Below are 20783 nucleotides of genomic sequence, written 5' to 3' on the forward strand. Positions count from 1 at the left end.
CGCTGGTCCCCGCCTGCCACACGGACAGACAAGCCCGCGGCGCCTTCGGTGTCGTGGGCTTTTCACATCGGTGGAAGTGCCCCTGTGAGGAGCGAGATTTGAGTTCAGAGAGCGCATCGCCAGCCATGGCTGCCCCGCTGGCAGTGCACATGAGCGGCATCAACAAGCGGTTTGGCGCCGTGGCGGCCAACGCGGATGTGGAGCTGCGGGTGCACAGCGGCACCGTGCACGGCATCGTGGGCGAAAACGGAGCGGGCAAAAGCACGCTCATGTCCATCTTGTATGGCTTCTACCAGGCCGACAGTGGTTCTATCGCGGTGCTGGGTAAGCCCGTCACCATTCGCCATGCGGACGATGCGATTGCCCATGGCATTGGCATGGTCCACCAGCACTTCATGCTGGTGGACACACTGACGGCGCTGGAAAACGTGATGCTGGGGGCCGAGCCCCACTGGCTGTTGCAAAAGGCTGATGCCAGCGTGCGGAGCAAGCTGGATGCACTGATGCAGGCCACGGGCCTGCAGGTGAAGCTGGATGCGCTGGTCGCCGACTTGCCAGTGGGCGATCGCCAGCGGCTGGAAATTCTGAAAGCCCTGTACCGCGGTGCCAAGGTATTGATCCTGGACGAACCCACTGCGGTGCTGACGCCGCAGGAAACCGAGCACCTGTTCAAGGTGCTGCGCGTGCTGCGCGAGCAGGGCACTACCATTTTGCTGATCACCCACAAGCTCAAGGAGGTCATGGGCCTGTGCGATCGCGTGACCGTGATGCGCGGTGGCCGTGTGGTGCAGGAGCTGCCGATTGCCGAGGCTTCCATCGAAAAGCTGGCCGAGGCCATGGTGGGCCGCAAGGTGCAAATGGGCCGTGTGGACCAGGACACCCGCCCGGTGGGCGATGTGCTGCTGGACCTGCGCGATGTGCTGGTGCGCGATGCCATGCAGGTGGTGCGCTTGCAGGGTCTGAACCTGCAGCTGCGTGCCGGAGAAATCGTGGGCGTGGCCGGTGTGTCTGGCAACGGCCAGAGCGAGTTGTTGGATGTGTTGTCCGGCTTGTTGGCGCCGCAAGAAGGCAGTCTGCAGTTGGGCGGTCAACAGTTTCTGCCTCAGCGCTGGTTAGACCCGCAAACCGCCCGTGCCCTGGGTCTGGCCCATGTGCCCGAAGACCGCCATGCACGCGCCATGGTGATGGACTTTGTGGCGTGGGAATCGGCCGTGCTGGGTTACGACGGGCTGACCGAATACGCCACGCGCGGCTGGATGGCCCATGGCCGCATGCGCCAGGCCACGGCCCGCATGATGGAGCGGTTTGACGTGCGTCCGCGGGACCCGGAGCTGGGCAGCAGCAAGTTCTCGGGCGGTAACCAGCAAAAGTTGGTGCTGGCGCGTGAGCTGGGGCAGTCGCCCAAGGTGCTGCTGGTGGGCCAGCCCACACGGGGCGTGGACATTGGTGCGATCGAATTTATTTATTCGCAGCTGCGTGCCATGCGCGACGCAGGCTGCGCGGTGCTGGTGGTGTCCAGCGAACTGGATGAAATTTTGGCATTGTCAGACAGGGTCATTGTGATGAACCAAGGGCGGGTCACCGGAGAGCTGGCCATTCAGGATTGCACCGAGGCCGGCATTGGCCTGCTGATGACCGGAGGTGGGCAATGAGCTGCGCCTACCCCTTACCCCGTTGGGCGGATCTGGTGCTGTTGCCGGCCGTGTGCCTCTTGGTGGCCTTGCTGGCTGCTGCTGGTGTCGTGGCCCTGGTGGGGCAGGACCCGGTGGAGGTGATCTCGGTGCTGATCCACGGTGCCTTTGGTACCCAGCGCGGTGTCAGCTACACGCTGTACTACGCCACCACCTTTATCTTCACCGGGCTGGCCGTGGCGGTGGCTTTCCACGGCGGTCTGTTCAATATTGGTGGGGAAGGCCAGGCTATTTTGGGTGGGTTGGGCGTGGGCCTGGTGGCGCTGTGGCTGTCCCACGCATTGCCCGCCTGGATCATGTTGCCGCTCATGGTGCTGTCGGGGGCCTTGTTTGGTGCCGCTTGGGCAGCCGTGCCAGCCTACCTGCAGGCTTACCGCGGCAGCCACGTGGTGATCACCACCATCATGTTCAACTTCATTGCCAGCAGCTTGCTGGTGTACCTGCTGGTGAACCACCTGCGGCCTGCCGGCTCCATGTCGGTGGAGAGCGCTGCGTTTGCCGATTCGGCCAAGTTGCCTGCCATGCATGTGGCGCTGGGCTGGCTGGGTCTGGAGTGGGCCGATTCGCCCCTGAACCTAAGCCTGCTGTTGGCTCTGGCTGCCGCGCTGGGCGTCTACCTGTTCTTGTGGCGCACCCGGGCGGGTTACCACCTGCGCGCCGTGGGCTCCAGCCCCAGCGCGGCGGAGTATGCGGGCATCCGCTCTCGCCACCAGATTGTCATTGCCATGTCCATCTCGGGTGGGTTGGCCGGGCTGGTGGGCATGAACGAAATTGCCGGCGTGAACGGCCGCCTGCTGTTGGAGTTTGTCAGCGGCGCCGGGTTCACTGGCATTGCAGTGGCGCTGATGGGGCGCAACCACCCGGTGGGAATCATTTTTGCCAGTGTGTTGTTTGGCGCCTTGTTCCAGGGTGGAGCCGAGGTGGCCTTTGAAGTGACCGGCTTCAGCCGTGACATGGTGGTGATGTTGCAAGGTTTTATCGTGCTGTTCTCAGGTGCCATGACATACGTGATTGCGCCCATGCTGGGCTGGGTTTTGGTGAAAGTGGCCAAGGTTTTCAAAGTGGGGGTGCGCCATGGATGACACGTTGTTTGTTGCCATGCTGGCGTCCACGCTGCGTGTGTCTACGCCGCTGATTTTGTGCGCGTTGGCTGGCTTGCTGTCCGAGCGATCGGGCGTGGTGGATATTGGCCTGGAGGGCAAGATGCTGGCCGCCGCGTTTGCGGCCGGCGCCATGGGCGCGACATATGAGTCGACCATGATGGCCCTGCTGGTGGGTGTGCTGGTGGCCACTGCCTTGTCGTGGATGCACGGCCTGGCCTGCGTGAGCCACAAGGGCGACCAGGTGGTGTCGGGCGTGGCCATCAACATCATTGCCGCTGGTATGACGGTGGTGCTGGGCATCGCCTGGTTTGAACAGGGCGGGCAGACGCCGCCCGTGAGCGCAGCTGTGCGTATCCAGCCGCTATTCCCGGCGCTGCAAGAGGCAGCCCAGAGTATTCCGGTGGTGGGAAATTTGCTGGGCCAGGGCTTGCTGAGCTACAACGCATTGGTGTACTTGGCGTTTGCGCTGGTGCCGGCCACTTGGTGGCTGCTGTTCCGCACCCGCTTTGGGCTGCGTTTGCGTGCGGTGGGTGAGAACCCCCAAATGGTGGATGCCGCGGGGGTCTCGGTTAGCCGCTTGCGGTACACCGCGCTCACGCTCAATGGTGTGCTCTGTGGCTTGGCTGGGGGTTATCTGGTGCTGGCGCAGAGCGCCAATTTCTCTGCCAACATGACGGCGGGGCGTGGCTTTATGGCCTTGGCCGCATTGATCTTTGGCCGTTGGCATCCGGTGAATGCGTTTTGGGCTTGTCTGCTGTTTGGCTTCTTGGATGCCGCAGCCATTCGGCTGCAAGGCGTGCACGTTCCCGGCATGGGTGAGGTGCCGGTGCAGCTGATCCAGGCACTGCCGTATCTGCTGACTGTGGTGTTGTTGGCAGGCTTCATCGGCAAAGCCGTGGCGCCCCAGGCCCTGGGAAAACCGTACACCAAGGAGCGATAGACTCTCGGGTGTATGGCATCTACCGTTTGGGTCAAGGTTGTTGGGTTCAGTGATGTTGAGCGGCATTCGCTCAACACGCTATTTCGTTTGTCGGCGCGCGACGGTTTGCAGTACTCGCTGTGGTCGCCCGAGTCCCCGGCATCGGCCCAAGTTGCCCTGATCGATGTAGACAGCTACGAGGCCGGTCTAGAGCTGGTCTCGCCCGGATTCAACCCCCATCTGAAGATGATTTGCGTGGGTGCCAAGGCGCCTACGCTGGCATGGCGCACCGTACAGCGTCCCGTGGACTGGACCGCCATGGTGCACATGCTGGACGAGCTGTTTGTGGCCTCGCCGGATGTGGACATCGACATCTCTCTGGACGAACCCGCTGCGACGGCCCTGCCACCTGGTATCCGCGTCGCCTTGCTCGCCGCACTGCCTGCCGAGGCGCGCCTGTATCTGCGGGCGCGGCTTGCGCTGGCAGGCATCACGGCGCTGGAAGAGGTAGACACCCTGAAGCAACTGGATGTCAAACTCAAGGAGCGCTCGTTTGATGCTGTGCTGGTGCATGTGGATGCCGAGCAACTGGATGCCTGGGCCATGGTCAAACATTTGCAGGATCTGCCCACCCCACCGCGCAGCGTCATTGCCGTGGCCCAGCAGCCCAACTGGAAGACGCTGAACCTTGCCGAGCGCATGGGTTGCATGGGCGTGATGGAAATGCCGTTCAACCCCCAGCAGGTGTTCAGCCTGCTGCAGCGCGTTTAGTCGTCCGACACTGGCTTGCGGGTCGCTCCGCGGCGGCGCCCGGTGCGGGCCACGTCCAGACTGCGTGCCAGGCTGGCCTCCAGCGGCCAGGGCTCGCCACACAGGCGCGCCACCAACAACTGCGCTCCCAAGGCCGAAAAACTCAAGCCCCGGGCACCCATGCCCACTTGCATCCACAGAGAGGACTGTGCGCCCTCGGTAAGTGGCCCCACCAGCGGCAGCCGGTCGTGCGTCACACAACGGGTGCCAGACCAATGGGTGACACGCCCGCTGTCAAATTCGGGCGCCAACCATGTGCCGACTGCGGGCAATAGCTCACTCAGCTTTTTCGCATTTGCTTGGTGCTGCTGGGCTAGCGGCGCGATAGCCGGACCTGCGCATTCGGGAATGGCCTCGGGTTCAAATGTGGCACCGGCGAGCCAGCTGCGGCCCGTGTCCAGGGGGACATCAGGAATAAAACTGCCGTGGCCGTTGACCGGGTGAGCCGGCCATTCAGCAGGCAAGGGTTGCGGCGTGGGGCCCAGGCTGATGGTGCCATGTACCGCCTGCAAGGATTGAAGTCGTTGCAGCAGCCCGGTGCTGAGCAGGGGGGCGGTATGTTGGCTGACCAGCAAGGGCACGCTACCCGTGGCATTGGCACACACCACCACGTCGGCCTGTACCAGAGTCGCACCCGATGTGTCGTGTAGCTGCCAGGCAGCGCCATCCCATTGGATACCAGCCACGGACGAGGCGCCCAGGTAGCGGATATTGGGGTGGTCAAGCCAGCGCTGGATCAACCTGGCGGGTTGGATCCATGCCGCCTGGGTGTGCCACAGGCTGGTACCAGTGTCGCGTTGCAGTTCCTGCACGCCGGTCAGTTGCCAGTCGTGGCCTTCGGCAAGCAGCGTGCGGGCATGGTGCAGCATCAGGCGCACGCCCACGCGCGACATGCGGGAGCGCGGGCTGTCATCGGCCGAGATATGGGGTACGACCAAGCCCGCAGGCAGGCCGGAGGCGCCACCAGCCGGGGCAGGGTGCCGGTCCAGCACCGTGACCTGCCAGCCACGCAGCGCCAGGGCCTGCGCCACGCTGGCGCCTGACAGACCCGCACCGATGATGGCGCAGTGGGCTGGTGTGCGGTTGGCGGGCTCGGTATCGCGCGGGCCTAGGGACCAGCGTGGGTTGAATTCGGCGCTCAGGTCCGTGCTGCCTTGCGCATCCACAAAACCAGCCTCTGCCAGCCAAGCAGAGGCATGTGCAGGGGCGGTTTGCCACTGTAGGTGAGCACCGCGCTGGCAGCAGCGCGCCAGCGCTTTGGTGGCCCATTTGTCCCAGGTCGCGTCGGGCTGCACCCAGACAGTGTTGGCTCTGAACGTTAGCTCGGCTAGCACGGGTTTGGCGTCGCCCACGCACAGCGTGAGTGAGACCAGGCCACCATGCAGCAGCAGGCGGTGAAAGCCGGTGTCTAGGTCTTTGCACTGGTCTGCCAGGGCGCGGGCCAGGTCTTCGGTAGCGGGGGATGCGTGGTGGGGGATGCTCAGGGCTTGGAGTTGCGACAGGCTCAGGATGCCCACGTAATGCAGCATGCGGGGTCGCTGCGGGTCGCTGCGCCAGGTCTGCCAGCAATCCAGAAAAGCCGCGCCTGCCGCAAAGTGCGTGTCCAGCACGGTCCAAGCGGCTTGGCCTGCCCAGGCACCGGGCAGGTGGCTGGGCATAAGGAAGGGCAAGGTCAAGCCGAGGGCGGAACGTAGCCCTGTGCGGCGTCGGCGCCATCGCCAAAGAAATGGTTTTCCATCTGGCGGGCCAGGTACTGGCGGGCGCGTGCGTCGGCCAGGTTCAGGCGGTTTTCATTCACCAGCATGGTCTGGTGCTTGAGCCAGGCGGCCCAGGCCTCTTTGCTTACGTTTTCCCAGATACGTTTGCCCAGCTCACCGGGGTAGGGGGCGAAATCCAGGCCTTCGGCTTCTTTGCCTAGCTTGATACATTGAACGGTGCGTGCCATGGAGATGCCTTTGGATGGTGTGAAAATCAGAAGGCTGGATTTTATGGGGTTTGGAGTGTCCCGCCGTTTGCAGGGAACTTCGGGCGCAGCCGCAGCACCAATACGCTGCAATCAACCTTGGGGCATTGATGTTGAAACTGGTACTGAACTGGATGGATGAGGCGCCGCGGCGTGTGTATGGCGTACTGGCGCTGGTCTGTGTGGGGCTGCTGGCGTTTGGCCTGTATTTGCAGCATGTGGTGGGCCTGGAGCCCTGTCCGATGTGTATCGTGCAGCGGTATGCTCTTGTTTTGGTAGCAGTCTGCGCAGCATTGACGGGGGCTAGCGGCCGAAAAGGCTTGCATATTGCCGGTGGTGTGCTGCTGGTGATCCTGTCCGTGCTGGGCGCCTATGTGGCGGCGCGCCAGAGCTGGCTGCAGTGGTACCCACCTGAGGTGGTGTCCTGCGGGCGTGACCTGTACGGAATGATTGAAACCTTCCCGCTCAAGCGCGCGTTGCCCATGATCTTCCGTGGCGGCGGCGACTGCAGCAAGGTGGATTGGACCTTTTTGGGCGCCACCATCGCCAACTGGTCGTTCCTGTGCTTCTGCGGCTTGGCACTGGTGGGCTCTTTGCAGACCTGGCGCAGCCTGCGTCGGGCTTAGCCCTCAGACCTGAAGGGCAAGGCCAAAACCTTGCCCAGTTCGCTGCTAGCGGGGTATTGGTTGGGTGTTTGCACTCCTAGCGCGGCGGGCAGGCGCTTGGGGGCGTAAACAAAGGTGCCAAACACCAAATCCCAGAACGGTGTGAGCACGCCGAAGTTCTTGGCCTCGGCAATGTCTGCGCTGTGGTGAAAGCGATGCAACTCGGCCCCCACCAGCAGGTAGTTCAGGGGCCCGGCCTTGATGTCCACATTGAAGTGCGACACCAGCCCCTGCAATCCCATCAAGGCGTTGAATAAAAAGATGGATTCAGGCCGTGCACCTAGCGCCACCAACGGCCACTGCACCAGCGCCAGCGAGATCAACAGGTTCCACGGATGGCCGACCGGGTGCATGAGCAAATACACCTTGTCTGGCAGATGGTGGGCCACGTGGACCTTCCATAGCCAGGCACCCCAGCGGCCCGTGCCGACATGGCTCAGGCGGTGGTACCAGTACTGGAAAAACTCGAATACCAGCAGCAGTGCCAGAAACTCCACCAGGACCGAGGTGTTGGTCACGATGCCCGTGTTAAAGCGGCTCATGTCCAGCGCCAGCCAGCCCAGGCCGAATTTCAACAGCCCCATGAGGCCACCGTTGACGGCCATGTACTTCAGGTCACGCCTGAAGCTGGCCCAGGTCATCTTCCATTCAGGCCTGGCCGGATAAGCAAACTCCACTGCCAGCATCAATGCCATGCGCGCACCGCCCATCCAGGCAAACACGGTGGCGAGATTCCAGCCGTGGAGCTGCGCGCCGACGTACAGCGCCAGCGTAGTGCCCAGCAGAAGGGGGTAAAAAAAATAGGAAACCAAACTACCCATGACACCGTGCGTTGGGTTGAATGTCGGGTCCGGCGAGGCCGCGGAGGGAGAAGGGTGCATACAATTCCTTGCGAAGATGGTGGACACTGTGTCCCATAACAGGCTCAGTGGCCGCCATCTTCCAGGCTCTGGCACATGTCACCAAGCACCGCGCCAAGCCCTCCGTTCAGAACCAGACACAACACCTCTCGGTGTTCAGGAGACCCGCATGAAAATCCGTTTGCCCGCACCCGCAGAAGTGGTGGACCGCCGCATCCAACGCACCCGAGTTGCGCTGCGTGAGGCCTTGATGGCGCTGATGGTGGAGTGCGGCTGGGACGCTATCGATGTGCTGACACTGTGTGAGCGGGCCAACATTGGCCGCTCGACCTTCTACCAGCACTACCCGAACAAGGAGGAGCTGCTCAAAGCCAACTTTGCAGGCTTGCGTGATGCCTTGCTGGCGCAGGCGATGGCAGGTCCGGCGCAGCCGGGGCAACTGGCGTTTGTGTCGGGCCTGATTGCCCATGTGCACGAGGCACAGGACGTATTCCGCGCCTTGCTGGGGCGCCGGTCGGGCCACTACGTGCAGGACCGTTTTCGTGAGTTGTTGATTGAGCTGGTGCAGGCTGGCACGCCCGGCAAAGCACGCGGTTGGCAGGCCGCCGCCCAGGCGCACTACCTGGGCGGGGCGCTGTTTGAACTGTTGTCGTGGTGGCTGGGCAGTAACCGCCCCCACAAGCCTGCTGAAATTGAGGCACTGTTTGACCAATGGAGCCAGCCTGTGCTGGCCATCTCCGCGTCCTGACGCAGGCCTAAACCGCTAAGGGTTTGGGCTCGACGGTCAGCCCAGCGGCCTGCCAGGCGTCAATGCCACCTGTCAGGTAACGCGCCTTCAGGCCCGCGGCGTGCAGGCGCAGGGCGGTGACCCGGCCCACTTCGTGGCCATAGACGCAGTAGACAACGATCTCTTTGTCAGTGGGTAAATCCCGCGCCCAATCGCCCACGGTTGCGGGATCGTTCCACTGCGAGCCGGCCAGTTTGGTGGGCGCTTTCTCAAACACGCCAGCGCGGCGCACGTCCAACACCACAGCGCCTGCAATATCGGCGTGCCCGGCGCTTAAGGATTCGGTGGCGTCATGCACGGCGGTCTGGTAGCGCTCATAGACCTGGTCCCAAGGAAGGCTGCACATGAAAGCGTCTGCGTCGCCAATGGCTGTAGCGGAGAATGCCTCTTGGCCCAGTGCCAGCAAAACGGCCTCATCGTCCCCAGCCGGGCTGGCGGTGGGAGACCACTGGTGTACCAGTGCTCCCGTCTGCGGCTGAAACACCAGCAACGCCGATCCTGGCTGGGTGGCAGCTGCCGCGGTGGACAGAAATGCGGCCAGCCAAGCCTCTTTGCTACCGAAGTTGCTGGTCAGTGCCAGTTCCATGGCCGGTGTCATGGTGGGGGGAGTTTGCATGGGGTGCCTTAGACAGGGAGGGGTTGCAGAAAGGTCAGAGCCAGCCCGGCCAAGCCGGATGCCAGGACCACGGGAATTACGCCCACTTTGAAGCGGAACAAGGCGAGCGCGGCAGCGGTGCCAATCAGCAGGGAGGGCCATTCAAAGTGCCCGCCCAGGCCTTGGGGCCAGAGCACGTGGTAGGCGAAGAAGACAGCCAGGTTGACGATCACGCCCACCACTGCAGCGGTGATGCCACTGAGCGGCGCGGTGAACTTCAGGTTGCCGTGGGTGGACTCAATGAAGGGGCCACCCAGCAGGATGAACATGAAGGACGGCAAAAAGGTGAAGAAGGTGACCACGCTGGCGGCCACGGCCCCCGAGAGCAGGAGCGAGTCAGAGCCAAAAATCGCCTGGGTCCAGCCACCCACAAAGCCCACAAACGACACCACCATGATCAGCGGGCCTGGCGTGGTTTCGCCCAGGGCCAGGCCGTCAATCATTTGCGGTGCGGTCAACCACTGGAAATGCTCCACCGCACCCTGGAACACATAGGGCAGCACGGCGTAGGCGCCGCCAAAGGTCAGGAGTGCGGCCTTGGTGAAGAACCAGCCCATTTGCGCCAGCACCGAATTCCAGCCATAGACAGTTATCAGCAAGCCCATGCCTGCTAACCAGATGGCCAGGCTCACGACCAGCACACGGCCGAAGCGTGCCCAGGTGAACAGGGCGTGGGCGGGTGTAGGTGTGTCATCGTCGATCAGGGCAGGGCCCAAGGACTTTGCTTTAGAGCCGTGGCCGCCGCCCGCCGTGAACTTTGCGGGGGCAAAGCGCCCACCAAGGTAACCCACAATGCCCGCTGCCAACACGATGACAGGGAAGGGCAGTTGCAAAGCAAAGATGGCGACGAACGCCGCGACGGCTATGCCCCAGAGCCAGGCATTTTTGAGCGATCTTGAGCCCACACGGTAGGCCGCATGCACCACCAGCGCGGTCACCGCGGGCTTGATGCCGTAGAACACGCCCGCAATGGCCGGCACATGACCGTACGCCATATAGACCCACGACAGGCCCACCAGGATGAACAGCGAGGGCAGCACAAACAGGACGCCCGCCACGATGCCGCCCCAGGTGCGGTGCAGCAGCCAGCCGATGTAGATGGCCAACTGCTGCGCCTCGGGGCCGGGCAGCAGCATGCAGTAGTTCAGCGCGTGCAGAAAGCGGTTTTCCGAGATCCAGCGGCGGCGTTCTACCAGGTCCTCATGCATGATGGAAATTTGCCCCGCAGGGCCGCCAAAGCTGATGAAGCCCAGTTTGAGCCAGTAGATGAAGGCCTCGCCAAAACTTAGGCGGGCTGGCGGTGTTGCGGTGGTGGTTGCAGTCATGGTCGAGCCGCCAGGGCGGTGTACAAGGTGTCAAAAAGAGGCAAGGCGGCGGCCAGCAGTGCGTCGTCCTTGGGGTGTTGGGTTTGCAGGCCGCGCACCAGGGTCTCGACGCCTGCGGCTTCGTCCATCGGTATTCCGCCCACATCGATGTAGTGCACCAACTGGCCCAGGCGCTGGAGGCCTGGGTCCGCGTCCAGCCCAAAACTGCAGACCACCACTTCAAACGTTACCCGGTCACCCACGTGGGTGAAATGGGCCCCGTCGAAGTCAAAACCCAGCGCGGTCTTGGGGCATTTTTTGAAGTCGTCCAGCCAGACAAAGTGGGGGGCCTTGTCGACAAAGCGGGCGACCAGCCAGGCCGTGGCCAGGCGGTCCACCCAGGGGCGTTTGCGCGTGGCCCAGGCTTTTCCCTGAAAGTCGGCCAAGGCCAGGTGCGGGATGGTCTCAGTGCGGGCATTGGGCTCACCGGGGGACAGCTTTTGCGCGACTTCCTGGCGCAGGGCAAGCAAGGCTGCACCGGTTTTTTCACCGGATTTTCCGGGGAAGAAGTCACTGGCCTGAATGGCGTGGAGTTGCTGCTCCAGCCCGCGCAGGGTTTTGTGCAGCTCGCTCTCGGTGGCGGTTTTGATCTGCTTGCGGGCCTCTTTGATGGACTGCAGCAGTTCGGCATACAGATCGCTGCGGTCAAACAGGGCCTGGAAGGCCGATTCCTGTGCAGCGTCCCGCGCGCTCACTTCCAGCATGTGTGCATCTGCCTCACTGTCGTGGATAAGTCTTTCAATGTCCCACAGCGCCTGGGCTGTGGGGGCGGTCGTGGGCAACAAGTACACCCCTTCGCGCAGGGTGCCGGCCCCTGTGGCCTTGAGTGCTCGCCACACCCGCACGCGCAGGGCGCTGGGGTGGGTGGGCAGGGTGGCGGTGAGTAATAGCCATGTGTTCATGTAGCAAATATCTCATATTGTGATGATTGACACAATACATTTTTGAACTTGTTTGAATTTGTTTTTGCATATCGGTATACGGCTGTGTTTTACTTTCGCCATGTCCATTCGTTCCGCTTCTCCCGCGCTGGCCGCGGCTCTGCTGTTTGGCGCCAGTACGCCATTTGCCAAGTTGTTGGTGGGCGACGTTCCGCCCTTGCTGCTGGCGGGACTGCTCTACCTGGGCAGCGGGTTGGGTTTGTGCCTGCTATTGCTTGTGCGGTATGTCCGGCTGCGCGTCCGGGGCCAAGTCCTTGAGGGTTTGAAAATTCCTCGCACTGAGTTGCCGTGGCTGCTGGGTGCGATCTTGTTCGGCGGCGTGCTCGGGCCCGCCTTGTTGATGTGGGGGCTGACGCAAACCGACGCCGCCACTGCGTCGTTGTTGCTCAACGTGGAAGGTGTGCTGACGGCGTTGATCGCCTGGCTGGTGTTCAAGGAAAACGCGGACCGCCAGTTGGTTCTGGGCATGGTGGTCATTGTGGTCGGTGGTCTGTTCCTCTCTTGGCAGCCCGCGGGCGCCACGTTCTCCTCGGGTGCCTTGCTGATTGTGGGGGCCTGTTGGTGCTGGGCGGCGGACAACAACCTGACCCGCAAGGTGTCTACGCATGACGCGATGCTGGTGGCAGGACTCAAGGGGCTGCTGGCGGGCATCAGCAACACGGCGCTGGCACTGGCCAACGGTGCGGTACTTCCATCCTTTGCCACGGTGGGGGCCAGCATGGTGGTGGGATTCTTTGGCTATGGCCTGAGCCTGACGCTGTTTGTGGTGGCCCTGCGCACCTTGGGCACGGCGCGCACAGGGGCTTACTTTTCCGTGGCCCCATTGTTTGGGGTGGCTATTTCTCTGCTGTTGTGGCCCGCGTTGCCCGGTGCGCTGTTCTGGTGTGCGGCCGCGTTGATGGCGCTGGGCATCTGGCTGCATGTGCGTGAGCGGCATGCGCACCTGCACGCGCATGAACCGCTGGCGCACAACCACCGGCACCGCCACGACGAACACCACCAGCACGCGCATGCATTTCCCTGGGACATGGCGAAACCGCACGCCCATCTCCATGCACATGTGCCGCTTACGCACGAGCACCCGCACTACCCGGATATCCACCACCGGCATCTACACCCGCATTAGGCCTGGATGGCCCGTCCGCGCTTCGGGTATTCCCGTCCCCAGAGTGGTCGAAACGGTCTAGGATGTTTCTCGGTATTTGTTGCAAGGTGTTAGCACAAAACAACCGGAGAAAAGCCTATGTTGCGATTCGCGTCCTATTCTGTTGCCCGACGGCTAGGCTTTCTGACCATCAGTGCGGTGCTCGGCCTGGTCATCTTGCTAAGTTACTTCATGGTCTCCGAGCGCAGCCTGCTACTGCAGGAGCGACAGGCCAGCGTGCGTCAGGCAGTGGAAGTGGCCCATGGCATGGTGGCCCACTTTCACGACCTGTCTGTCAAAGGCAAGATGCAGGAAGACGAGGCCAAGCTGGCCGCCATGGCCGCGCTCAAAACCCTGCGCTATAGCGGCAACGAGTATTTCTGGATCAACGACATGCAGCCCAAGATGGTGATGCACCCGATCCGCCCGGAGCTGGATGGCAAAGACCTGGCGGAGAACAAGGACCCCACGGGCAAGCCGCTGTTCGTGGCCTTCGTGGATGTGGTGAAGGCCAAAGGTGCGGGCGATGTCGCCTACCTGTGGCCCAAGCCAGGCAGTGACAAACCGGTGCTCAAGGTGTCCCACGTCAAAGGCTTTGCGCCTTGGGGCTGGATCATTGGTTCAGGCGTATATGTGGACACGGTGGACGCGGCCATCATGGGGCGGGCTGTGCAGTCCGGCATTGCCGCACTGGTGTTGGCGGCGCTGCTGCTGGGTGTGGGCGTGCTCATCACCCGCAGCATCGTCAGGCAGCTGGGCGGTGAGCCCGGCGTGGCCAACGCCATCACCCATCGCATGGCGCAGGGTGAGCTCAATGTGGAGATTCCGCTGAAGGCGGGCGACCAGAGCAGTGTGATGCACGGCATCAAGGCCATGCGCGACAACATGGCCGATATCGTGGGCCAGGTGCGCGTGGGCAGCGAGTCCGTGGCCACGGCCAGCTCCGAGATCGCGCAGGGCAACCAGGACTTGTCGGCCCGCACCGAATCGCAAGCCACTGCGCTACAGCAAACCGCGGCCTCCATGGATCAACTGGGCGCCACCGTCAAACAAAACGCCGACAACGCCCGCCAGGCCAACCAGTTGGCCCAAAGCGCTAGTACGGTGGCCATGCAGGGTGGTCAGGTGGTGTCCCAGGTGGTGGACACCATGAAGGGCATCAACGACAGCTCGCGCAAGATTGCCGACATCATCAGCGTGATCGATGGCATTGCCTTCCAGACCAACATCCTGGCGCTGAACGCGGCGGTAGAAGCGGCCCGTGCTGGCGAGCAGGGCCGGGGTTTTGCGGTGGTGGCATCCGAAGTGCGCAGCCTGGCGGGCCGCAGTGCGGACGCCGCCAAGGAAATCAAAACCCTGATCACCGACAGCGTGCACCGGGTGGAGCAGGGCTCAGCCCTGGTGGACCAGGCCGGCAGCACCATGACCGAGGTGGTCAGCAGCATCCGCCGGGTAACCGACATCATGGGCGAGATCAGCGCTGCCAGCACCGAGCAAAGCGGTGGCGTGGCCCAGGTGGGCGAGGCGGTCACACAGATGGACCAGGCCACGCAGCAAAATGCTGCGCTGGTGGAAGAGATGGCGGCGGCGGCGGCCAGCCTGCGCGGTCAGGCGCAGGATCTGGTGAAAACCGTGGCGGTGTTCAAGCTTTAACGGGGAGTTTGAACATAGCCCGCGCGGCTAATGCACGGTCGCGTGCGGCGCAGCCTTCCAAGTGGTCGTTCACCAAGCCCATGGCCTGCATGAGGGCGTACATGGTGGTGGGGCCCACAAAGCTCCAACCGCGTTTGCGCAGGTCTTTGGACAAGGCAATCGACTCGGGCGAGGTGGTCACGCCGCTCAGCGTCTGCTGCGTGATGGTGCCGGGGCGGCTGGCGGAAGCGGGCTCAAACTGCCAAAAGTAGGCGGCCAGCGAACCAAATTCCTTGCGCAGCTCTTGGGCGCGCTGGGCGTTGTTGATGGTGGAGGCAATCTTGCCGCGGTGGCGCACGATGCCAGCGTCCAGCACCAGGCGCTTCACGTCGGACTCGTCAAACTTGGCCACCTTGTCCATGTCAAAGCCTGCAAACGCCGCACGAAATGCTTCGCGCTTGTTCAGGATGGTCAACCAGCTCAGGCCTGCCTGAAAGCCTTCCAGGCAAATCTTCTCGAACAGGCGCGTGTCGCTGCTAGCGGGCAGGCCCCATTCGTGGTCGTGGTAGTGCTGATAGTGGGGGGTGGCGCGACACCACACGCAGCGTAAAGTCTGGCTGTCGTCGGCAAAAAGGCCCGCAGGCGCCGTGGTCTCGTCAAGCATGGAAAGCTCCCGCATCTGAAATACTGTTGTTATTACCAGTATACGGGGTTCCGCAAACCCCGTGGCGTTACAGCTTTTTGACGAGCACTTGGCTCTTGCGGTCCCAGTTGTACTTGCGCTTGCGCGCTTCGGGCAGCCACTCGGGGTCTACCTGCACAAAGCCGCGCTTGATAAACCAGTGCATGGTGCGGGTGGTCAACACAAAGATGCTGTCCAGCCCGGCCGCCTTGGCGCGTTGCTCCACACGTTTCAAGACGCGCTCGCCATCGCCCTGGCCCTGCACATCGGGCGACACGGTCAGCGCCGCCATCTCGGCGGTCTTGGCCTCGGGGTAGGGGTAGAGTGCCGCGCAGGCGAAGATCACGCCGTCGTGCTCGATGATGGTGTAGTTGCCGGCATCGCGTTCGATCTCGGTGCGGCTGCGCTTCACCAGCGTGCCGTCTTTCTCGAACGGCTCGATCAGTTGCAGGATGCCGCCCACGTCTTCCTCGGTGGCTTCGCGCAGCTCTTCGAGCTTCTCGTCCACCACCATGGTGCCAATGCCGTCGTGCACATACACCTCCAGCAGGATGGCGCCATCCACCGAAAACGGAATAATGTGGCTGCGCTCCACGCCGCCCTTGCACGCCTTCACGCAGTGCTGCAGGTAGAACGCTGTGTCGGTGGGCTGGTGGTTGGCTGCGGGCAGCGCCTTGAGCAGTTTTTCGGCGGCAGCCAATGGCAGCTCGGTGTCGATGGGGTTGTCATCGCTGGCGGGTTGGGTCGGGTCCATGCGGATACCCGGTATCTCTGTCAAAAAGATCAGCTTGTCGGCCTGCAGCGCGGTGGCCACGCTGGTTGCCACTTCTTCCATGGCCAGGTTAAAAGCCTCGCCGGTGGGCGAGAAGCCAAACGGCGAGAGCAGCACCATGGCGCCCATGTCCAGCGTCTTGGTGATGCCAGCAATGTCCACCTTGCGCACCAGGCCGCTGTGCTGAAAGTCTACGCCATCCACAATGCCCACAGGGCGCGCGGTGATGAAGTTACCGGAAATCACGCGCACCGTGGAGTCTGCCATGGGGGTGTTGGGCAGGCCCTGGCTGAACGCGGCTTCAATCTCGTAGCGCAGCTGGCCCGCGGCCTCCTGGGCGCAGTCCAGCGCCACTTCGTCGGTGATGCGGATGCCGTGGCTGTATTTGGGCGTATGGCCCTTGGCTTTGAGCTGTTCGTTCACCTGGGGCCTGAAGCCATGCACCAGCACAATCTTCACGCCCATGCTCTGGATCATGGCTAGGTCTTGCGCCAGGTGGGGCAGCTTGCCGGCAGCGATGGCTTCCCCCGCAATGCCCACCACAAAGGTTTGGTTGCGGAACTTGTGGATGTAGGGCGCCACCGACCGGAACCAGGGAACAAAGGTGAAGTTGAAGACAGAGGTCATTGCGGCGTGTGGCGGTCGGGTAAGGGGGTATCAGGGCGGGGATAATCTGCGATTCTCTACGAAGACCATCCTTTGACAGCCAGTACGTTAAAAATCGAATTCCCAGAGTCGCTCCCGGTGTCGGGCAAACGCGACGAAATCATGGATGCCATCGCGGCGCACCAGGTGGTCATCGTTTGCGGGGAAACCGGTTCTGGCAAGACCACGCAGCTGCCCAAGATCGCGCTGGCCATGGGCCGCGGCAAGCTCAATTACCCCGAAGGGCAGCGCGGCAAACTGATTGGCCACACCCAGCCGCGCCGCATTGCCGCCAGTAGCGTGGCCAAGCGCATTGCCGAAGAGCTGAAGACGCCGCTGGGCGATGTGGTGGGCTTCAAGGTGCGGTTCCAGGACCGCTTGAGCAAGGACGCCTCGGTCAAACTGATGACCGACGGCATCTTGCTGGCCGAGACGCAGACCGACCCGCTGCTGAACAACTACGACACCATCATCATTGACGAGGCACATGAGCGTTCGTTGAACATCGACTTCCTGCTGGGCTACCTGCGCCAGATATTGCCGCGTAGGCCGGACCTGAAAATCATCGTCACCTCGGCCACGATTGATGCGCAGCGCTTTGCGGACCATTTCAAGTCCAGCAAGGGCCCGGCGCCGGTCATCATGGTGTCCGGGCGCATGTTCCCGGTGGAGCAGCGCTACCGGCCGTTTGAAGAGTCCCGCGAGTACGACCTCAACAATGCCATTGCCGATGGCGTGGACGAGCTATGGCGCGACCCGCACAACCAGGGCGATATCCTGGTCTTCCTTCCCGGCGAGCGTGAGATTCGCGAAGCGGCGGACCATTTGCGCAAGCATCTCTCTCATCAACCAACACTTCGCACGGCCGAGGTGTTGCCCCTGTTTGCCCGTCTGAGCCCGGCCGAGCAGGACCGCATTTTTGACGGACACACCGGTCGGCGCATTGTGCTGGCCACCAACGTGGCGGAAACATCGCTCACTGTTCCAGGCACCAGATACGTCATTGACGCAGGTACGGCGCGTATCAAGCGCTACAGTTTCCGTAGCAAGGTGGAGCAGTTGCTGGTGGAGCCCATCAGCCAAAGCTCGGCCAACCAGCGCGCCGGGCGCTGCGGTCGTGTAGCCAACGGCATCTGCATTCGCCTGTATGACCAGAAGGACTTTGACGGCCGCCCGCGCTTTACCGACCCCGAAATCCTGCGCAGCTCGCTGGCCGGCGTGATCTTGCGCATGAAGTCACTGCATCTGGGCATCGTGGAGGATTTTCCGTTTCTGGAGCGCCCATCGGGTCGGGCGATTGCGGATGGCTACCAGTTGCTCAATGAGCTGGGCGCGGTAGACGATGCGAATGAGTTGACGCCGCTGGGCCAAGAGCTGAGCCGTTTGCCACTGGACCCGCGTGTAGGCCGCATGTTGTTGGAAGCGCGTAGCCGTGAGGCGCTGGACGAGGCGTTGGTGATCGCTAGTGCCTTGAGCGTGCAGGATGTGCGCGACCGCCCCATGGAAGCGCAGCAGCAGGCCGATGCGGCACACCAAAAGTTTGACGATGAGAAGAGTGAATTCACGGGCTATTTGAAGCTGTGGACGTGGATCCACGACGCTAGGGGCGGCTCGCATCCCGTGGCCCCGGGAATTGGGGGCGGTGGGCGTTCTGCGCAGGTCAAGGAGGAGCCCGCAACGCGGGCGGGGGACACGGAGCAGAGCGCCCGCCGACCCCAGCTCCCAGCGAGCGCCAACACGCACAAGTTGTCCAACCGCCAGTACGAACAACTCCTACGGCAGAACTTCGTCAATATCCGCCGCGTGCGGGAGTGGAAGGACATTCACTCGCAGCTTCATACGGTGGTGGCCGAGCACAAATGGCGCCTGAACACCAAACCCGCCAGCTACGAGCAACTGCACCTGTCCATGCTGTCCGGTCTGCTGGGCAACATTGGCTGCAAGCTCGAAGAGGGCCAAAACGGCGAGTACCTGGGCGCGCGCAGCATCAAGTTCTTCGCCCACCCTGGCGCACACCTGACCAAGAAGCCCGGCAAGTGGATCGTGGCGTCCGAACTGGTGGAGACCACGCGGCTGTTTGGCCGTGGCATTGCCCATATCGAACCGCAGTGGCTGGAAAACGTAGGCGAGCATTTGCTCAAGAAGCAGCTGCTCGATCCGCACTGGGAAAAGAAGGCGGCCGAGGTGGTGGCGCTGGAGCGGGCCACGCTGTACGGCATCGTGGTCTACAGCGGCCGCAAAGTGAACTACGGCCGCGTGGACCTGGCGGGTGCACGTGAAATCTTCATCCGTGAAGCGCTGGTTGGCAAGGAGTGGGAGACCACCTTGCCCTTCCTGGCCGCGAACCAGAAGCTCATCAAGCAGGTGGAAGACCTCGAACACAAGGCGCGCCGGCAGGACGTGCTGGTGGACGACGAGCTGATTTACGCGTTTTATGACCAGCAATTGCCCACCGACGTGTGCAGCGGCTACAGCTTTGAGCGCTGGTACCGCGAAGAGGTGAAGAAGCAGCCCGACTTGCTGAAACTGACCCGCGAAGAGCTGATGCGGCATGAGGCGGCGGGTATCACCACCGCGTCCTTCCCGAAAACGATTCGCCTGGGCGGCGTGGACTGCGCGGCGACCTACCTGCACGAGCCGGGCGACGCGCGCGATGGCCTGACCGTGACTGTGCCACTGTTTGTGCTGAACCAGGTGAATGACGAGCGCTGTGAATGGCTGGTGCCCGGCATGCTCAGAGACAAGGTGCAGGCGTTGCTGAAAACACTGCACCAGCGTCCGCGCAGTCGCTTGGTGCCGTTGCCCGACACGGCCACCAAGTTTGCCGAGGCGCTGAACGCGCCCGAGAAGTTTGGCACTGGTGGGTTGGTCGAGGCCGTGCTGAAGCTGGTGCGCGATGCGACCTCGTTGGACATCGTCAAGGCCGACATCAAGGTCGACATGCTCAGCCCACACTTCTTCATGAATTTCCGCGTCGTGGACCAGCACGGCCGGCAAATGGGGCAGGGGCGCAACCTGGGCGCGCTGAAGGCGGAACTGGGAAGCCAGGCGCGCGGAGCGTTTCAGGCGCTGGCCAGCTTGAAGCTGGCGCAGAACCAGGAAAAAAGCGGTTCGTCGGGGGCCGGGGCGACTGGGCGTTCTGCGCAGGTCAAGGGGGAGACCGCGAAGCGGTCGGAGGACACGGAGCAGAGCGCTCAGTCGTTTCGGCCCCCAGCCCCCGCCAACCCTGCGCAACCAGCTACCAAAAACATAGCCCCCAGCATTCTTGACGGCCGCTTCACCGGCTGGACCTTTGGCGAACTGCCCGAGCTGCTGGAAATCCGCAAGGGCGGGCAAACGCTGATTGGTTTCCCCGCGCTGATCGACGCGGGCGATGCGGTCACGGTGGAAGTGTTTGACGAGCCCGAGGTGGCCGCCGCCAAGCACCGTGCCGGCCTGCGCCGCCTGTTTGCCATCCAGATCAAGGACGCGCTGAAGTACCTGGAGAAAAACATCCCCGATCTGCAGAAAATGGCCGTGTCATACATGAATGTGGGCAAGGCAGACAACGGCAGCGGCGGGGGAACAATTGAAGAGTTGCGCGAGCAGATCATTGCCGTCGCGCTGGACCGCGCCTTTCTGCTGGACCCGCTGCCGACCGACGAGTTTGCCTTCAAGCGGCGTATCGAGGAAGGGCGCGGCCGCCTGACCTTGATCGCCAACGAGGTGGCACGCATGGCGGCGGTGATCCTGCTGGAGTACGCAGCTGCAGCCCGCAAGATCAAGGACACCAAGAACGCGCCGGACGCCACAAGCGACGCGCAGCAGCAGCTCAACCGCCTGATTCCCAAGAAGTTCTTGCAGGCCACGCCCTGGGACCGGCTGCAGCACCTGGCACGCTACCTCAAGGCCATCACACTGCGGCTGGACAAATACCGCGCAGACCCTGCGCGTGACGCGGCCCGCCTCGCCGAACTGCGCCCGCAGGAGCAGCGCTACTGGCGTTTGGTGGCCGAGCGCAAAGGCGCCGTGGACGACCGCATGGCCGAATTTCGCTGGCTGCTGGAAGAGCTGCGCGTGAGCTTTTTTGCCCAGGAGCTGCGCACGCCGCAGCCGGTGAGTGTGAAGCGCTTGGACAAGGCCTGGGCACAAATCGGCAATTGAACCAGGG

General features: G+C 62.8%; 17 protein-coding genes. 9 read left to right on the plus strand and 8 right to left on the minus strand.

All coding sequences use genetic code 11. The annotated features are described in order from the left end of the window. Positions 1–98: 98 nt before the first annotated feature. The 4 genes from J2X15_RS02025 to J2X15_RS02040 are packed head-to-tail and all read left to right on the plus strand — an operon-like array spanning position 99 to position 4484. A complete protein-coding gene (locus J2X15_RS02025; protein ID WP_310338995.1) occupies positions 99–1652 on the plus strand; it encodes an ABC transporter ATP-binding protein in 1554 nt (517 codons plus the stop codon). Then, positions 1649–2773: an ABC transporter permease gene (locus tag J2X15_RS02030; protein WP_310338998.1), complete on the plus strand. Its 1125-nt coding sequence runs from the start codon at positions 1649–1651 to the stop codon at positions 2771–2773. Before J2X15_RS02025 ends, J2X15_RS02030 begins: the two co-directional genes overlap by 4 nt. Further along, complete coding sequence (locus J2X15_RS02035; RefSeq protein WP_310338999.1) at positions 2766–3734, plus strand: ABC transporter permease; 969 nt, start codon at positions 2766–2768, stop codon at positions 3732–3734. The genes J2X15_RS02030 and J2X15_RS02035 overlap by 8 nt, the downstream gene beginning before the upstream one ends. A 12-nt stretch (positions 3735–3746) precedes the next feature. After that, a complete protein-coding gene (locus J2X15_RS02040) occupies positions 3747–4484 on the plus strand; it encodes an ANTAR domain-containing protein (protein WP_310339000.1) in 738 nt (245 codons plus the stop codon). On the opposite strand, the gene J2X15_RS02045 is transcribed toward J2X15_RS02040, so the two are convergent. Beyond that, entirely contained in the window at positions 4481–6199 is a 1719-nt protein-coding gene (locus J2X15_RS02045; RefSeq protein WP_310339002.1) for an FAD-dependent oxidoreductase, read from the minus strand. The two genes, J2X15_RS02040 and J2X15_RS02045, sit on opposite strands and share 4 nt — an antisense overlap. Continuing rightward, entirely contained in the window at positions 6196–6468 is a 273-nt protein-coding gene (locus J2X15_RS02050; protein WP_310339004.1) for an oxidative damage protection protein, read from the minus strand. The genes J2X15_RS02045 and J2X15_RS02050 overlap by 4 nt, the downstream gene beginning before the upstream one ends. 137 nt (positions 6469–6605) lie before the next feature. Here J2X15_RS02050 and J2X15_RS02055 point away from each other — a divergent pair, with 137 nt between their 5' ends. Then, on the plus strand, positions 6606–7112 hold the full coding sequence (locus J2X15_RS02055; protein ID WP_310339690.1) for a disulfide bond formation protein B: 507 nt from the start codon (positions 6606–6608) through the stop codon (positions 7110–7112). On the opposite strand, the gene J2X15_RS02060 is transcribed toward J2X15_RS02055, so the two are convergent. Next, entirely contained in the window at positions 7109–7972 is an 864-nt protein-coding gene (locus tag J2X15_RS02060) for a sterol desaturase family protein (protein ID WP_310339006.1), read from the minus strand. The genes J2X15_RS02055 and J2X15_RS02060 overlap by 4 nt on opposite strands. Before the next feature lie 208 nt (positions 7973–8180). Between J2X15_RS02060 and J2X15_RS02065 the strand changes: the two genes are divergently transcribed. Continuing rightward, a complete protein-coding gene (locus J2X15_RS02065) occupies positions 8181–8759 on the plus strand; it encodes a TetR/AcrR family transcriptional regulator (protein ID WP_310339008.1) in 579 nt (192 codons plus the stop codon). Positions 8760–8766: 7 nt separating this feature from the next. On the opposite strand, the gene J2X15_RS02070 is transcribed toward J2X15_RS02065, so the two are convergent. From J2X15_RS02070 to J2X15_RS02080, 3 genes are read right to left on the minus strand one after another with little or no spacing between them, the layout of a single operon-like run. Then, entirely contained in the window at positions 8767–9414 is a 648-nt protein-coding gene (locus J2X15_RS02070; protein ID WP_310339010.1) for a rhodanese-like domain-containing protein, read from the minus strand. An 8-nt stretch (positions 9415–9422) separates the two neighbouring features. Continuing rightward, positions 9423–10778, minus strand: a complete 1356-nt coding sequence (gene chrA / locus J2X15_RS02075) for a chromate efflux transporter (protein ID WP_310339012.1) — start codon at positions 10776–10778, stop codon at positions 9423–9425. After that, the gene (locus J2X15_RS02080) at positions 10775–11719 is read right to left on the minus strand and encodes a chromate resistance protein ChrB domain-containing protein (protein ID WP_310339014.1); all 945 of its coding nucleotides are present in this window, start codon (positions 11717–11719) and stop codon (positions 10775–10777) included. The genes chrA and J2X15_RS02080 overlap by 4 nt, the downstream gene beginning before the upstream one ends. 100 nt (positions 11720–11819) lie before the next feature. Between J2X15_RS02080 and J2X15_RS02085 the strand changes: the two genes are divergently transcribed. Next, positions 11820–12884 carry a DMT family transporter gene (locus tag J2X15_RS02085; protein ID WP_310339015.1) on the plus strand — a complete coding sequence of 355 codons (1065 nt, stop codon included), beginning with the start codon at positions 11820–11822 and terminating at the stop codon, positions 12882–12884. 117 nt (positions 12885–13001) lie between these two features. Then, positions 13002–14555, plus strand: coding sequence for a methyl-accepting chemotaxis protein (locus tag J2X15_RS02090; protein ID WP_310339018.1), 1554 nt, complete (start codon positions 13002–13004; stop codon positions 14553–14555). Here J2X15_RS02090 and J2X15_RS02095 read toward each other — a convergent pair. Both J2X15_RS02095 and argA read right to left on the minus strand, forming a co-directional pair. After that, a complete protein-coding gene (locus J2X15_RS02095; RefSeq protein ID WP_310339020.1) occupies positions 14545–15198 on the minus strand; it encodes a DNA-3-methyladenine glycosylase I in 654 nt (217 codons plus the stop codon). The genes J2X15_RS02090 and J2X15_RS02095 overlap by 11 nt on opposite strands. Positions 15199–15265: 67 nt before the next feature. Next, a complete protein-coding gene (gene argA, locus J2X15_RS02100) occupies positions 15266–16615 on the minus strand; it encodes an amino-acid N-acetyltransferase (RefSeq protein WP_310339022.1) in 1350 nt (449 codons plus the stop codon). A 141-nt stretch (positions 16616–16756) separates the two neighbouring features. Between argA and hrpA the strand changes: the two genes are divergently transcribed. Beyond that, entirely contained in the window at positions 16757–20776 is a 4020-nt protein-coding gene (gene hrpA / locus J2X15_RS02105; protein ID WP_409034245.1) for an ATP-dependent RNA helicase HrpA, read from the plus strand. Positions 20777–20783 lie beyond the last annotated feature (7 nt).

The organism is Rhodoferax saidenbachensis (genome assembly GCF_031457975.1).
Lineage (GTDB): Bacteria > Pseudomonadota > Gammaproteobacteria > Burkholderiales > Burkholderiaceae_C > Allorhodoferax > Allorhodoferax saidenbachensis_A.

Excerpts from the sequence above, each read along its gene's own strand:
- J2X15_RS02030 (WP_310338998.1), top strand. The coding sequence starts at position 1,649 with ATGAGCTGCGCCTACCCCTTACCCCGTTGGGCGGATCTGGTGCTGTTG.
- J2X15_RS02035 (WP_310338999.1), top strand. The coding sequence starts at position 2,766 with ATGGATGACACGTTGTTTGTTGCCATGCTGGCGTCCACGCTGCGTGTG.
- J2X15_RS02040 (WP_310339000.1), top strand. The coding sequence starts at position 3,747 with ATGGCATCTACCGTTTGGGTCAAGGTTGTTGGGTTCAGTGATGTTGAG.
- J2X15_RS02050 (WP_310339004.1), bottom strand. The coding sequence starts at position 6,468 with ATGGCACGCACCGTTCAATGTATCAAGCTAGGCAAAGAAGCCGAAGGC.
- J2X15_RS02060 (WP_310339006.1), bottom strand. The coding sequence starts at position 7,972 with ATGGGTAGTTTGGTTTCCTATTTTTTTTACCCCCTTCTGCTGGGCACT.
- J2X15_RS02065 (WP_310339008.1), top strand. The coding sequence starts at position 8,181 with ATGAAAATCCGTTTGCCCGCACCCGCAGAAGTGGTGGACCGCCGCATC.
- J2X15_RS02070 (WP_310339010.1), bottom strand. The coding sequence starts at position 9,414 with ATGCAAACTCCCCCCACCATGACACCGGCCATGGAACTGGCACTGACC.
- chrA (WP_310339012.1), bottom strand. The coding sequence starts at position 10,778 with ATGACTGCAACCACCACCGCAACACCGCCAGCCCGCCTAAGTTTTGGC.
- J2X15_RS02080 (WP_310339014.1), bottom strand. The coding sequence starts at position 11,719 with ATGAACACATGGCTATTACTCACCGCCACCCTGCCCACCCACCCCAGC.
- J2X15_RS02085 (WP_310339015.1), top strand. The coding sequence starts at position 11,820 with ATGTCCATTCGTTCCGCTTCTCCCGCGCTGGCCGCGGCTCTGCTGTTT.
- J2X15_RS02090 (WP_310339018.1), top strand. The coding sequence starts at position 13,002 with ATGTTGCGATTCGCGTCCTATTCTGTTGCCCGACGGCTAGGCTTTCTG.
- J2X15_RS02095 (WP_310339020.1), bottom strand. The coding sequence starts at position 15,198 with ATGCTTGACGAGACCACGGCGCCTGCGGGCCTTTTTGCCGACGACAGC.
- argA (WP_310339022.1), bottom strand. The coding sequence starts at position 16,615 with ATGACCTCTGTCTTCAACTTCACCTTTGTTCCCTGGTTCCGGTCGGTG.
- hrpA (WP_409034245.1), top strand. The coding sequence starts at position 16,757 with ATGGATGCCATCGCGGCGCACCAGGTGGTCATCGTTTGCGGGGAAACC.